Origin of the sequence: Citrobacter sp. W9 (assembly GCF_026719375.1) — a bacterium.
GTDB classification, from domain to species: Bacteria; Pseudomonadota; Gammaproteobacteria; order Enterobacterales; family Enterobacteriaceae; genus Citrobacter; species Citrobacter werkmanii.
Map to the genome: position 1 here is coordinate 133,762 of NZ_JAPPTE010000003.1, position 13,639 is coordinate 147,400.

At 51.5% G+C, this 13,639-nt stretch carries 12 protein-coding genes, 1 tRNA gene and 1 other RNA gene; 12 read left to right on the top strand and 2 right to left on the bottom strand.

The genetic code is table 11. From position 1 onward, the window contains the following. The first annotated feature begins 113 nt into the window (after positions 1–113). Complete coding sequence (locus OOJ59_RS07085) at positions 114–815, top strand: autotransporter outer membrane beta-barrel domain-containing protein (protein ID WP_038635151.1); 702 nt, start codon at positions 114–116, stop codon at positions 813–815. Between the two features lie 76 nt (positions 816–891). Here the strand turns inward: OOJ59_RS07085 and OOJ59_RS07090 are convergent, their stop codons facing one another. Then, positions 892–1,068, bottom strand: a complete 177-nt coding sequence (locus OOJ59_RS07090; protein ID WP_159121630.1) for a hypothetical protein — start codon at positions 1,066–1,068, stop codon at positions 892–894. Here OOJ59_RS07090 and OOJ59_RS07095 point away from each other — a divergent pair. From OOJ59_RS07095 to OOJ59_RS07145, 11 genes are all read left to right on the top strand, one after another. After that, positions 1,067–2,269 carry an L-lactate MFS transporter gene (locus OOJ59_RS07095; RefSeq protein ID WP_038635150.1) on the top strand — a complete coding sequence of 401 codons (1,203 nt, stop codon included), beginning with the start codon at positions 1,067–1,069 and terminating at the stop codon, positions 2,267–2,269. The genes OOJ59_RS07090 and OOJ59_RS07095 overlap by 2 nt on opposite strands. Positions 2,270–2,478: 209 nt before the next feature. Beyond that, complete coding sequence (eptB, locus tag OOJ59_RS07100) at positions 2,479–4,173, top strand: kdo(2)-lipid A phosphoethanolamine 7''-transferase (RefSeq protein ID WP_085049073.1); 1,695 nt, start codon at positions 2,479–2,481, stop codon at positions 4,171–4,173. A gap of 92 nt (positions 4,174–4,265) precedes the next feature. Next, positions 4,266–4,342 (top strand) — tRNA-Pro (locus OOJ59_RS07105). A gap of 32 nt (positions 4,343–4,374) precedes the next feature. Continuing rightward, a non-coding RNA gene (locus OOJ59_RS07110) (RtT sRNA) lies at positions 4,375–4,508 on the top strand. A 460-nt stretch (positions 4,509–4,968) separates the two neighbouring features. Next, on the top strand, positions 4,969–5,205 hold the full coding sequence (locus OOJ59_RS07115) for a hypothetical protein (protein ID WP_162267364.1): 237 nt from the start codon (positions 4,969–4,971) through the stop codon (positions 5,203–5,205). After that, positions 5,120–6,727, top strand: a complete 1,608-nt coding sequence (gene dppA / locus OOJ59_RS07120; RefSeq protein WP_038635147.1) for a dipeptide ABC transporter periplasmic-binding protein DppA — start codon at positions 5,120–5,122, stop codon at positions 6,725–6,727. Before OOJ59_RS07115 ends, dppA begins: the two co-directional genes overlap by 86 nt. A gap of 166 nt (positions 6,728–6,893) precedes the next feature. After that, a complete protein-coding gene (gene dppB, locus OOJ59_RS07125; RefSeq protein ID WP_032940634.1) occupies positions 6,894–7,913 on the top strand; it encodes a dipeptide ABC transporter permease DppB in 1,020 nt (339 codons plus the stop codon). Positions 7,914–7,922: 9 nt separating this feature from the next. Continuing rightward, complete coding sequence (dppC, locus tag OOJ59_RS07130) at positions 7,923–8,825, top strand: dipeptide ABC transporter permease DppC (RefSeq protein WP_038635146.1); 903 nt, start codon at positions 7,923–7,925, stop codon at positions 8,823–8,825. Positions 8,826–8,835: 10 nt separating this feature from the next. After that, complete coding sequence (gene dppD / locus OOJ59_RS07135; protein ID WP_087857187.1) at positions 8,836–9,819, top strand: dipeptide ABC transporter ATP-binding protein; 984 nt, start codon at positions 8,836–8,838, stop codon at positions 9,817–9,819. After that, positions 9,816–10,820 (top strand): dipeptide ABC transporter ATP-binding subunit DppF, encoded by a 1,005-nt coding sequence (dppF, locus tag OOJ59_RS07140; protein WP_038635143.1) that lies wholly within the window; start codon positions 9,816–9,818, stop codon positions 10,818–10,820. The genes dppD and dppF overlap by 4 nt, the downstream gene beginning before the upstream one ends. 176 nt (positions 10,821–10,996) lie before the next feature. Next, positions 10,997–12,199: a sigma-54 interaction domain-containing protein gene (locus OOJ59_RS07145; RefSeq protein WP_085049071.1), complete on the top strand. Its 1,203-nt coding sequence runs from the start codon at positions 10,997–10,999 to the stop codon at positions 12,197–12,199. Positions 12,200–12,232: 33 nt separating this feature from the next. Here OOJ59_RS07145 and OOJ59_RS07150 read toward each other — a convergent pair whose 3' ends face one another. Beyond that, entirely contained in the window at positions 12,233–13,531 is a 1,299-nt protein-coding gene (locus OOJ59_RS07150) for an aromatic amino acid transport family protein (RefSeq protein ID WP_038635139.1), read from the bottom strand. Positions 13,532–13,639: the final 108 nt, after the last annotated feature.

Below are 13,639 nucleotides of genomic sequence, written 5' to 3' on the forward strand. Positions count from 1 at the left end.
CCTTGACGCGCCAGCTAAAAAGACAATATTTAATACAGGGCCTGATGGGCCCGATTTCCTACACACAATGACAATAATATCGCCGAATTCGGCTCTTTTCTGGAGTCGCGTTGATGATTATAAGAAACAGTAGTGGTCGCCAAAGGTTAACTCTGGCGAGCGTCGTAGTTTGTGCGCTGTCCATCAATACAGCATATGGCTGGCAACAAGAATATATCGTTGATGCGATGTCAGGGCATACGGCTGAACGTTATACATGGGACAGCGATCACCAACCACGTTATAACGACATTCTGGAGGAACGTATTCGTTCTACGCAGAACGTGGCGGGTCCGGTGGTGAATCTGGCCGATCAGACGCTGATGGATACGACCAGCGGCATGAGTATGGGCTGGAACTTTCCGCTTTCCAGACAGGTAACGACCGGACCGGTCGCCGCCTTACATTATGACGGCTCGACCACGTCTACCTACAACGAGTTTGGTGATAGCGCGACCTCGATAACACCGACCGATCCGTTGTGGCATGCCAGCGTCAGCACGTTAGGCTGGCGAGTCAATTCGCAGTTCGGTGATGTGCGTCCATGGGCGCAAATCAGCTATAACCAACAGTTTGGCGAGAATATCTGGAAGGCGCAGTCGGGCCTCAGCCGCATGACGACAGCAGGACAGGACGGTAACTGGCTGGATGTTACCGTCGGTGCGGATATGCTGTTGAACCCGCATATGGCGGCTTACGCCGCACTTTCTCAGGCAGAAAACAGTACCAACAATAGCGACTATATGTACACCATGGGGGTTAGCGCTAAATTTTAACGAAAGAAATCATTGGTTATACATCTTAGTTACATATCAGGATCAATAATCACACGCCTTCCAGCGATAGTGTGTACTAACTCTTGCGATAAAATTCAGTATCCCGACTTTTTGTCTCGTCATTCATTCCGCAATCCAGGCATTTCATTCCGTCCTGGCGGCATTTCATGCCGTTTTTTCCTGGTATAAATGGCGCTTCGGTATGGTTGTTGGCAGAGAATTTCCCATTTTGCTTATGCAGGAAGACTGCCATGAAAACTTCTGATTATCAGCGTACCCGTTGGCTGACACTGATCGGCACCATCATTACCCAATTTGCCTTAGGTTCTGTTTATACCTGGAGCCTGTTTAATGGCGCGCTCTCTTCTAAACTGGACGCGCCGGTGAGTCAGGTTGCATTTTCCTTTGGTTTGCTGAGCCTGGGGTTGGCGATTTCTTCTTCCGTCGCCGGAAAACTGCAAGAACGTTTTGGCGTGAAACGCGTCACCATGGCCTCCGGTATCTTACTGGGCGTCGGCTTCTTCTTAACCGCCCACTCTGACAGCCTGATTATGCTGTGGTTGAGCGCTGGTGTACTGGTCGGCCTGGCGGATGGCGCAGGATACCTGTTAACCCTTTCCAACTGCGTAAAATGGTTCCCTGAGCGTAAGGGGCTGATTTCCGCCTTTGCCATCGGCTCTTATGGCCTGGGTAGCCTCGGTTTTAAATTTATCGACAGCCAACTGCTCAGCACCGTGGGCCTGGAAAAAACCTTTATGATCTGGGGCGCAATTGTGCTGGTGATGATCGTCTTTGGCTCCATGCTGATGAAAGATGCGCCGAATCAGGAAGTGAAGGCGAAAAATGGCGTGGTCGAGAACGACTACACTCTGGCGCAGTCCATGCGTAAACCACAGTACTGGATGCTGGCCGTGATGTTCCTGACTGCATGTATGAGCGGGCTGTATGTAATTGGCGTGGCGAAAGATATTGCACAGAGCCTGGCGCATATGGACGTAGCCACGGCGGCAAATGCAGTGACCGTCATCTCCATCGCTAACCTGTCAGGCCGTCTGGTACTGGGTATTCTGTCCGACAAAATCTCTCGTATTCGTGTTATCACCATTGGTCAGGTTGTTTCGCTGGTCGGTATGGCGGCACTGCTGTTCGCCCCGCTCAATGACGTTACGTTCTTTGCGGCGATTGCCTGCGTGGCATTTAACTTTGGCGGCACCATCACCGTGTTCCCGTCACTGGTGAGTGAGTTCTTTGGTCTCAATAACCTGGCTAAAAACTACGGGGTTATTTACCTGGGCTTCGGTATCGGCAGTATTTGTGGTTCCATTATCGCCTCGCTGTTTGGCGGATTCTATGTGACCTTCTGCGTTATCTTTGCGCTGTTAATCATCTCGCTGGCACTTTCCACCACTATTCGCCAGCCGCAACGTAGCGTATATACTGAGGCGCACGCCTAAATCTATTAGTAGCCTGATTAATACCTGGCGCATATATTTACAAAAATATATGCGTCATTTGCATTCTCTATAAGCACTTTTCTTCCCTCCTGTGGTCTACTTACCCGCGCCCGTAGATTTCACCTCTGCTGTTGTCGCATTTTTCCCCTGTTAGGTCTGTTTGGCCGCTGCACAGGGAGTTTTTATCCCGATCCCCAGGGTTTGTTTGCATGAGATACATTAAGTCGATGACGCAGCAGAAACTCAGTTTCTTGCTGGCAATCTATATCGGTTTGTTTATGAACTGTGCTGTATTTTTCCGTCGCTTTAGCGGATATGCGCACGAATTCACCGTCTGGAAAGGACTCTCTGCGGTTGTTGAATTAGCTGGCACTGTGCTGGTGACCTTCTTTTTATTACGTCTTCTCTCTTTATTCGGCCGCCGGGTCTGGCGTGTGCTGGCAACCTTTGTGGTGCTGTGTTCTGCCGGCGCCAGTTATTATATGACCTTCCTGAACGTGGTAATTGGCTACGGTATTATTGCCTCCGTCATGACCACGGATATTGATTTATCTAAAGAAGTCGTCGGCTGGCATTTTATCGTGTGGCTGGTTTCAGTCAGTATTGTGCCGTTGGTTCTTATTTGGAGTAACCGCTGCCGCTATACGCTAATGAGACAGATTCGTACCCCGGGCATGAGATGGCGTAGCGTGGCGGTGGTGTTACTGGCAGGCCTGATGGTGTGGGTGCCGATTCGCCTGTTGAGCATGCAACAGAGAAGCGTTGAACGGGAAACCGGCATCGATCTACCCAGCTATGGCGGGGTTGTGGCGAACTCTTATTTGCCGTCAAACTGGCTCTCAGCGTTGGGCCTGTACGCCTGGGCGCAGGTGGATGAGTCTTCAGATAACAAATCGCTGATGAACCCGGCCAAAAAGTTTACCTATGTCGCGCCGAAGAACCTCGACGACACCTATGTGGTCTTTATTATCGGGGAAACGACCCGCTGGGATCATATGGGAATTTTTGGCTATGAGCGAAATACCACGCCAAGGCTCGCCCAGGAGAAAAATCTGGCCGCATTCCGCGGATATTCCTGCGATACGGCAACCAAACTTTCTCTGCGCTGCATGTTTGTCCGTGAGGGTGGGGCGGAAGAAAATCCGCAGCGTACGCTGAAAGAACAAAACGTTTTCGCCGTGCTTACTCAGCTAGGGTTCAAGACAGATCTCTACGCCATGCAAAGCGAGATGTGGTTTTACAGTAATACCATGGCGGAGAATATCTCCTACCGTGAGCAGATCGGCGCTGAGCCGCGTAACCGTGGCAAAAACGTTGATGACATGCTGTTGATTCCCGAGATGCAGCAGTCACTGCAGCAGAACGATGACGGTAGTAATCACCTGATTATTCTGCATACCAAAGGATCGCATTTTAACTATACGCAGCGCTACACCCGTGAATATGCACAGTGGAAGCCGGAATGCGTCAATGTTGATAGCGGCTGCTCAAAAGCGGAGATGATCAACTCATTCGATAACTCGGTAACTTATGTTGATCACTTTATCACTCAAGTATTTGATCAACTGCGCGATAAGAAAGCGATAGTGTTCTACGCTGCCGATCACGGTGAGTCAATTAACGAGCGTGAGCACCTGCACGGGACGCCGCGTAAAATGGCGCCGCCTGAGCAGTTCCGCGTTCCTATGCTGGTGTGGATGTCTGACAAGTATCTGGAAGACCCCGATCATGCGAAGGCGTTCGCCCATCTGAAGCAAGAAGCGGATATGAAGGTGCCGCGTCGTCACGTGGAGCTGTACGACACTATTTTAGGTTGCCTTGGTTATACCTCGCCAAATGGCGGTATTAACGAGAATAACAACTGGTGCCGTATCCCGGACGCGAAGAAGGTTGCAGCCCAGTAACGGCGGCTGCTGACTTTCTCGCCGATCAAATGCCATTTTGATGCTAAGGGATTGACGGGCGCGCTGCTGAGCAGTAAGATGCGCCCCGCATTCGGTGATTGGCGCAGCCTGGTAGCGCACTTCGTTCGGGACGAAGGGGTCGGAGGTTCGAATCCTCTATCACCGACCAAATTCAAAACCCTGCTCAACGAGCAGGGTTTTTTGCATTATGGCCCGTGAGGATGAGAACCTCCGGGGGCAAGAGGTTCGACTCGAGCGTAGCGAGAGAACGTTGCGCCAGCAACGGCCCGCAGGGCGAGCCACGCAGTGGCGAGTAATCCTCTATCCGGCCTACAGGCTCAGTTTCACCCCGGCGTGTATGGCGTTTCCAACCCCATCTTTGACCTTCATTTTGTCTACAAAAATTGTGCGCCACTTCCCACTGACTGTTAACGATTCTGTGACATATTCCATTGCCTTTTTTTATATTTGCATGAAACTTTTTTTGCGCTACTTATGGCTGAACCTGGCATTTTCCGCTGTGCGTTTTAACGTTCATGGTATTAATCGCTCAGATATGCAGCATTAATTTAGAAAGTTTTAAGAATTTGCATAAATGTTAATCACCAAATGTTGCTAAATATTAAGATATTTATTCTGGTACAGAGCGCGTAGCACAAATTTCCCTGCTGAAAATAGCCGTCTGCACTTTTTTTAATCTTTGTTTGTCAATTCTCACCGTTGGTGTAAATCACGGTTACCTGTATTGACGTTTTCACATTCTGTTGACAGATTGTAGGGCATGAGGGGCATTTCATGGAGAATCCGCACTGCAACTCAGTCGCTTATGTGAACGGAATCCCCATCCTCTTAACGCCGACCCGGCCGGGTAAAAAACAAAAAAGGCCAGGCGGTGCAAACCCACTGCAAAGGGTAAAACAACAAACATCACATTTGGAGCAGAAGAATGAGTATTTCCTTGAAGAAGTCAGGGATGCTGAAGCTTGGTCTGAGCCTGGTGGCCATGACCGTCGCAGCAAGCGTACAGGCTAAAACTCTGGTTTATTGTTCAGAAGGATCTCCTGAAGGCTTTAACCCGCAGCTTTTCACCTCTGGCACCACCTATGATGCCAGCTCCGTACCGATCTATAACCGCCTGGTTGAATTCAAAATCGGTACCACCGAAGTGATCCCGGGCCTTGCTGAGAAGTGGGAAATCAGCGAAGACGGTAAAACCTACACCTTCCACCTGCGCCAGGGCGTGAAGTGGCAGGACAATAAAGATTTCAAACCGACGCGCGATTTTAACGCCGATGACGTGGTGTTCTCGTTCGATCGTCAGAAAAATGCCCAGAACCCGTACCACAAAGTCTCTGGCGGCAGTTATGAATACTTCGAAGGGATGGGTCTGCCAGATCTGATCTCCGAAGTGAAAAAAGTGGACGATAAAACCGTTCAGTTCGTACTGACGCGTCCGGAAGCTCCTTTCCTGGCCGATCTGGCGATGGACTTCGCTTCTATTCTTTCTAAAGAATACGCAGATAACATGCTGAAAGCCGGTTCCCCGGAGAAAGTAGACCTCAACCCAATTGGTACCGGTCCGTTCCAGCTGCAGCAATACCAGAAAGACTCCCGTATTCTGTATAAAGCTTTCCCAGGCTACTGGGGTACTAAGCCGCAGATCGACCGTCTGGTCTTCTCTATTACGCCTGATGCTTCCGTACGTTACGCCAAACTGCAGAAGAATGAGTGCCAGGTGATGCCGTATCCAAACCCGGCAGACATCGCGCGCATGAAGCAGGATAAAAACATCAACCTGATGGAGCAGGCTGGTCTGAACGTGGGCTACCTCTCTTACAACACCGAGAAGAAACCGTTTGATGACGTCAAAGTTCGTCAGGCGCTGACTTACGCGGTAAACAAAGAAGCGATCATCAAAGCCGTTTATCAGGGCGCTGGCGTGGCCGCGAAGAACCTGATCCCACCGACTATGTGGGGCTATAACGATGACATTAAAGACTACAGTTACGATCCTGAGAAAGCGAAAGCGCTGCTAAAAGAAGCCGGTCAGGACAAAGGCTTTACCGTTGAGCTGTGGGCAATGCCGGTACAGCGTCCGTACAACCCGAACGCACGCCGTATGGCGGAGATGGTTCAGGCTGACTGGGCGAAAATTGGCGTTCAGGCCAAGATTGTGACCTACGAGTGGGGCGAGTATCTGAAACGCGCCAAAGCGGGTGAGCATCAGGCCGTCATGATGGGCTGGACCGGTGACAACGGGGATCCGGATAACTTCTTCGCCACCCTGTTCAGCTGTGCGGCAGCGAAAGACGGTTCCAACTACTCTCGCTGGTGCTACAAGCCGTTTGAAGACTTGATCCAGCCGGCGCGTGCCACCGACGATCACAACAAGCGTATCGAACTGTACAAACAAGCTCAGGTTGTTATGCACGATCAGGCTCCGGCTCTGATTGTTGCTCACTCCACCGTGTACGAGCCAGTGCGTAAAGAAGTTAAAGGCTATGTGGTTGATCCATTAGGCAAACATCACTTCGAAAACGTCTCTGTCGAATAATTAAAAGCAATCAAGGAAGCGCTGCGCCCCGGTGTTGTGTAGGCCGGATAAGCGCAGCGCCATCCGGCGTAATGCTTTACCCGCGATGCAGTTTGCGTGGGATAAGATTTGTGAGCAATACAGACTCACGGTTCCAGGCCGTGCGTCATTAGAGAGAATCCGGGTTATGTTGCAGTTCATTCTCCGACGTTTGGGACTCGTCATCCCCACGTTTATCGGTATCACTCTTCTCACTTTTGCCTTCGTCCATATGATCCCCGGCGATCCGGTAATGATCATGGCGGGTGAGCGTGGGATCTCCCCTGAGCGTCATGCTCAACTGCTGGCCGAACTTGGTTTGGATAAACCGATGTGGCAGCAGTACCTCCATTATATCTGGGGGGTTATGCATGGTGACTTAGGTATCTCGCTGAAAAGCCGTTTACCTGTGTGGGATGAGTTCGTGCCTCGTTTTAAAGCCACGCTGGAACTCGGCGTCTGCGCGATGATTTTCGCCGTCGCAGTAGGTATTCCGGTGGGGGTACTTGCTGCCGTGAAGCGCGGCTCCATTTTCGATCACACCGCCGTTGGCCTGGCGCTGACCGGTTACTCTATGCCGATTTTCTGGTGGGGCATGATGCTGATCATGCTGGTTTCCGTGCAGTTAAACCTGACCCCGGTTTCCGGCCGGGTGAGCGACATGGTATTCCTTGATGACTCCAACCCGCTGACCGGTTTTATGCTGATAGATACCGCCATCTGGGGCGAAGAGGGTAACTTTATTGATGCGCTGGCGCATATGATCCTGCCCGCGATGGTGCTGGGTACCATTCCTCTGGCGGTAATTGTGCGTATGACTCGTTCATCAATGCTGGAAGTACTGGGTGAAGATTACATTCGTACCGCCCGTGCCAAAGGTCTGACCCGGATGCGCGTCATCATTATTCACGCTTTGCGTAACGCCATGCTGCCCGTCGTGACCGTTATCGGCCTGCAGGTTGGGACATTGCTTGCCGGGGCGATCCTGACTGAGACTATCTTCTCATGGCCTGGGCTGGGACGCTGGCTGATCGATGCGCTACAGCGCCGCGATTATCCGGTAGTGCAGGGCGGGGTGTTACTGGTCGCGACGATGATTATTCTCGTCAACCTGCTGGTAGACCTGCTGTACGGCGTGGTGAACCCGCGTATTCGTCATAAGAAGTAAGGGGCCATCATGTCACAGGTTACTGAAAATAAAGTTATTGCCGCACCGGTGCCAATGACCCCGATGCAGGAGTTCTGGCACTATTTCAAGCGTAATAAAGGCGCGGTTGTCGGGCTAGTTTATGTTGTCATCATGATTCTGATTGCGGTCTTTGCGAATGTTCTCGCCCCGTATAATCCGGCTGAGCAGTTCCGTGATGCGCTGCTGGCGCCGCCTGCGTGGCAGGAAGGCGGCACGATGGCGCACCTGTTTGGTACTGACGATGTGGGCCGTGATGTGCTCTCGCGTCTGATGTACGGCGCGCGTCTGTCGCTGTTGGTCGGCTGTCTGGTCGTGGTGCTCTCCCTGCTGATGGGCGTAATTCTCGGGCTGGTCGCCGGTTATTTTGGCGGGATTATCGATAACGTCATCATGCGCGTGGTCGATATCATGCTGGCGCTGCCGAGCCTGTTACTGGCGCTGGTGCTGGTGGCGGTATTTGGTCCTTCGATTGGCAACGCCGCGTTGGCGCTGACGTTCGTGGCGTTACCGCACTATGTGCGTCTGACGCGCGCCGCCGTGCTGGTGGAAGTCAACCGCGACTACGTTACCGCTTCGCGCGTGGCGGGTGCCGGTGCGATGCGCCAGATGTTCGTCAATATTTTGCCTAACTGTCTTGCGCCGCTGATTGTTCAGGCATCGCTTGGTTTCTCTAACGCCATTCTCGATATGGCTGCCCTCGGCTTTCTGGGGATGGGCGCACAGCCGCCTACGCCGGAATGGGGCACCATGCTCTCTGACGTTCTGCAGTTTGCCCAAAGCGCCTGGTGGGTCGTGACCTTCCCGGGGCTGGCGATCCTGCTGACGGTGCTGGCATTTAACCTGATGGGTGACGGTCTGCGTGACGCGCTCGATCCCAAACTGAAGCAGTAAGAGGTTCGAGATGGCGTTATTAAATGTAGATAAATTATCGGTGCACTTCGGCGACGTAGGCTCCGAGTTCCGCGCCGTAGACCGCATTAGCTACAGTGTGAACCAGGGGGAAGTGGTTGGCATTGTGGGTGAATCCGGCTCTGGTAAGTCTGTCAGTTCGCTGGCGATTATGGGGTTGATTGATTACCCTGGCCGCGTGATGGCCGAAAATCTGGAGTTTAACGGTCGTGACCTGAAGCGCATCTCTGAGAAAGAGCGTCGTCAGTTAGTCGGTGCAGAAGTGGCGATGATTTTCCAGGATCCGATGACCAGCCTTAACCCGTGCTACACCGTCGGCTATCAGATTATGGAAGCCATCAAGGTGCATCAGGGCGGCAATAAAAAAACGCGCGTTCAGCGGGCGATTGACCTGCTGACGTTGGTGGGGATCCCCGATCCGGCCTCGCGTCTGGACGTGTATCCGCACCAGTTGTCCGGTGGGATGAGCCAGCGCGTGATGATCGCGATGGCGATTGCCTGTCGTCCGAAGCTGCTAATTGCCGACGAACCGACGACGGCGCTGGACGTGACCATTCAGGCGCAGATCATTGAGCTGCTGCTGGAGTTGCAGCAAAAAGAGAATATGGCGCTGGTTTTGATTACCCACGACCTGGCGCTGGTGGCGGAAGCGGCACACAAAATCATCGTGATGTACGCCGGGCAGGTCGTGGAAACCGGCGCTGCGCAGGATATTTTCCGCGCGCCGCGTCATCCGTATACCCAGGCATTGCTACGTGCGCTACCGGAGTTTGCGCAGGATAAAGCGCGTCTGGCTTCGTTGCCAGGCGTGGTCCCAGGTAAATATGACCGTCCGAACGGCTGTTTGCTGAACCCGCGCTGTCCGTATGCAACCGACAAATGCCGCGCTGAAGAACCTGAACTGAATCTGCTGGAAGGCGGTCGTCAGTCGAAATGCCACTACCCACTTGATGATGCCGGGAGGCCCACACTATGAGTACGCATGAGGCCACCTTGCAACAGCCACTGTTGCAGGCTATCGATCTGAAAAAACACTACCCGGTAAAGAAGGGATTATTTTCCCCTGAGCGCCTGGTGAAGGCGCTGGACGGCGTCTCCTTTACTCTTGAACGCGGTAAAACGCTGGCGGTAGTAGGTGAGTCCGGCTGTGGAAAATCCACGCTTGGCCGCCTGTTGACGATGATTGAAGTTCCAACTGGCGGTGAGCTGTATTACCAGGGGCAGGATCTGCTCAAGCACGATCCGCAAGCGCAGAAGCTGCGTCGGCAGAAAATCCAGATTGTGTTCCAGAACCCGTACGGCTCCCTGAATCCCCGTAAGAAAGTGGGGCAGATTCTGGAAGAGCCGTTGCTGATCAACTCCACGCTCAGCAAAGAGCAGCGGCGTGAAAAAGCGCTGGCGATGATGGCGAAAGTGGGGCTAAAAACTGAGCACTACGATCGTTACCCGCATATGTTCTCCGGCGGCCAGCGTCAGCGTATCGCCATTGCCCGTGGTCTGATGCTGGACCCGGACGTGGTGATAGCCGACGAACCGGTCTCGGCGCTCGATGTTTCGGTGCGTGCGCAGGTCCTGAATCTGATGATGGATTTACAACAGGATCTTGGACTGTCCTACGTTTTTATCTCGCACGACCTGTCGGTGGTGGAGCACATTGCCGATGAAGTGATGGTGATGTATTTAGGCCGCTGTGTGGAAAAAGGGACCAAGGATCAGATCTTCAATAATCCGCGTCATCCGTATACCCAGGCGCTACTTTCAGCCACGCCACGTCTGAATCCGGACGACCGCCGCGAACGTATCAAGCTGACCGGTGAGCTGCCAAGCCCGCTGAATCCGCCGCCGGGCTGCGCGTTCAACGCCCGCTGCCGCCGTCGTTTTGGTCCGTGTACCCAGCTTCAGCCGCAGTTGAAAGATTATGGCGGTCAACTGGTGGCCTGTTTCGCCGTGGACCAGGATGAAAACCCACAGCGATAAACGTGGGTTATGACCTAATAACCGGAGCCTTGTGCTCCGGTTTTTTTATATTTTGTTTTTACGTCCACAATGTGAGTCCTCTGGCAGAACATTATTCCATAGCGTCTAAAATGTAGTCAGATACCCTTTTGTCACAGAAATAGCGATTTCGCAGTTGCTAACGATCAGGAGCAAATGTGGTCACGATACGCTGGGATATTAAAACAATTGATCGACTATCGATGGTTGAGGATGTCCTGAAGGAATTTTCCTGCTGTGATATCAATATCATCTCAATGAAAGTCACACCGGGACGGATCCTGATTAAATCCTGGTGCCGCCAGCTGCAGGATATTTCCTACGTGCAAACGTGTTTGAGCCAGCGAGCCGATATTATTAATGTCGCTTACCTGTGTGAAGAGATAAGCGAACTGTCAACGTCCGAGCCGGAACGCCCGCGCTATTTCTCTGACATTATTTGCACTAGCCAGAGCATGCGCTTGCTTATCGAAAAGGCGATCAGAATTGCCGACAGCAAATATACCGTTCTGATCCGCGGTGACACCGGAACCGGCAAGGAGCTACTGGCTCGGGCTATCCATAATTCCGGGAAGCGGCGGTTTTATCCGTTTATTCCGGTCAACTGCTCTGCATTGCCTGAGTCGCTGATGGAGAGTGAATTCTTTGGCTATGAGAAAGGAGCCTTTAGCGGCGCAGATTGTAAAGGCAAAAAAGGGCTGTTTGAAATGGCCGATAAAGGCACCCTTTTTCTTGATGAGTTTGGTGAAATGTCGCTGAGCTTACAGGCTAAATTACTGCGCGTGCTTCAGGATGGTGGGATTCGTCGCGTTGGCGGCGCACAAATTATACCGGTTAATGTACGTATTATTGTGGCAACCAACGCTAATCTGGAAGAGATGGTGGAACAACGTCTGTTGCGCGCCGATCTCTATTATCGGATCAACGTACTTTCACTCACCATTCCTCCCTTACGGGAGCGCCCGCAGGATATTAGTCTGCTTATTCGCCACTTTGTGCAGAAGTATGCGAAGGAGTTCCAGCGCCGGATAATCCTGGATAAAGCCTGTTTTGCGGCCTTGCATCATCACGCCTGGCCGGGAAACGTTCGTGAACTGGAAAATACCATTATTCGTCTGATGCTGATGGCGGAATCGGATGTCATTACCCTGGACGAACTGGGAATGGTGAATTTACCTGCGGTTGAACAAGCCCCAACGGAACGCCCTTTTAAAGAACAAGTGCTTAGTGCTGAGCGCCAACTCATCGAACAAATGGTAGAAGATAATGTGTCGTCGCGGCATATCGCTAAAGCGTTGGGGGTGTCGCATACCACGGTGTTGAATAAAATTCGCAGCTATCAGTTGGAGAGTGTGAGTTAAGCGCCGCCAGTGGCTGACGGCGCGTTAGACGGGTTATTCAATCAGCTTCAATAATGGCGACAGGCACAGCAGAATTCCGTACAGCAGAATCAGCCAGGTTTTAACACCGCGCAATTTCTCTAACTGCGTCACTTTATAGATCAGGAAAAACGGAATAATACACGACACAATCCCGTACAGTGGGCTCCCCAATTGGAAGAATACCAGCACCGATACGCGGAACGACACCCAAATAACCAGAGTAATCACAATAAATGTGCAAATACCCAGCGTGAGCACCAGCGGATTAATTTTCTCAACGTCAATGACGCGACTCAGGATGTTAAGAATAATACCCTTAATGGCCTCATGGAATCCCAGGTAAATACCAAAAAACGCCGTTAATACGGCGAAGATATTCAGTACCGTTGAGGTGATATGAATAATTTGTCCTGGAATAACCTGCGCTGCCAGCGCCAGGGCGGAAATATTTTGCTCAAAGGCCGAAACGGCCTCTTCATGGCTAATAGAAAAGGTAAAAGAGAAGGAGAAAAACAGAATAACCGCAATCAGCGTAATGTAACTGATGCGATGCGTGCGAATCGCCATGCGCGTCGCCAGTACCCGGTCAGCCACCCGTTTGCGATAAGCGATGTTCATTGGGTTTAATACCTGAATAAACACCGCTGAGAAGAAGCAGAACGGGATGGTCAACAGCACGTTGCGAAAGAAAACCGAGGCTTCAGGAAACGCGCTGATATTGCTAAAGTTCCAGTGCGGGATCATCGCAAAACCAAACACGATGATGATACCCACTTTTACTACTACCATCGGACCCGAGATTTTGAACAGCAGCTTTTCTCCCCCGGATGCAATGGCGACCAGCACGGCAAAAATGGCTACTTTGTAGATTATTGACTGCGAAAGGTCGGCCTCGGTCAAGCCAAAAGTTTTGATATAAGAGGCACTGTCAAATACTACTGATAGGGAATAAATAAATATGCCGTGAATAATCATCAGGAAATAGATGACGCCAAGAAATACGCCCCAGTTTTTCCCCAGATAATGACTTATAATATCGGTATAGTCATTACAGGTTTCACTCTCTGATAATGTTTTTAAATAAATGTCCTGCACAATATAAGTTGCGGGATAAGCAATAATAAAGGCGACAATAAATACCCAAATACCTGTTAAGCCAATTTGTACCGGCATCAGTACTGTTCCGGCGCCAATTGCCATGCCGATACAGAGTAATACCCAGCCAAAATCGTATTTCGTAAACGGTATCTTTTTTGAGATTGGTACGGCGGTTGCTGTATTGTTGCTTAATTGTAATGTGTTGTCCTGCATAGAACCCCCTGCCCAAAATACACGCTCTCCCCGGAAAAGGATTGCGCGTATAGCCAGACTGTTGTGCCTTGATTCTCAACAGTCTGAACCGATCGGCGTCGGTTCAGA

Excerpts from the sequence above, each read along its gene's own strand:
- OOJ59_RS07085 (WP_038635151.1), top strand. The coding sequence starts at position 114 with ATGATTATAAGAAACAGTAGTGGTCGCCAAAGGTTAACTCTGGCGAGC.
- OOJ59_RS07095 (WP_038635150.1), top strand. The coding sequence starts at position 1,067 with ATGAAAACTTCTGATTATCAGCGTACCCGTTGGCTGACACTGATCGGC.
- OOJ59_RS07090 (WP_159121630.1), bottom strand. The coding sequence starts at position 1,068 with ATGGCAGTCTTCCTGCATAAGCAAAATGGGAAATTCTCTGCCAACAAC.
- eptB (WP_085049073.1), top strand. The coding sequence starts at position 2,479 with ATGAGATACATTAAGTCGATGACGCAGCAGAAACTCAGTTTCTTGCTG.
- OOJ59_RS07115 (WP_162267364.1), top strand. The coding sequence starts at position 4,969 with ATGGAGAATCCGCACTGCAACTCAGTCGCTTATGTGAACGGAATCCCC.
- dppA (WP_038635147.1), top strand. The coding sequence starts at position 5,120 with ATGAGTATTTCCTTGAAGAAGTCAGGGATGCTGAAGCTTGGTCTGAGC.
- dppB (WP_032940634.1), top strand. The coding sequence starts at position 6,894 with ATGTTGCAGTTCATTCTCCGACGTTTGGGACTCGTCATCCCCACGTTT.
- dppC (WP_038635146.1), top strand. The coding sequence starts at position 7,923 with ATGTCACAGGTTACTGAAAATAAAGTTATTGCCGCACCGGTGCCAATG.
- dppD (WP_087857187.1), top strand. The coding sequence starts at position 8,836 with ATGGCGTTATTAAATGTAGATAAATTATCGGTGCACTTCGGCGACGTA.
- dppF (WP_038635143.1), top strand. The coding sequence starts at position 9,816 with ATGAGTACGCATGAGGCCACCTTGCAACAGCCACTGTTGCAGGCTATC.
- OOJ59_RS07150 (WP_038635139.1), bottom strand. The coding sequence starts at position 13,531 with ATGCAGGACAACACATTACAATTAAGCAACAATACAGCAACCGCCGTA.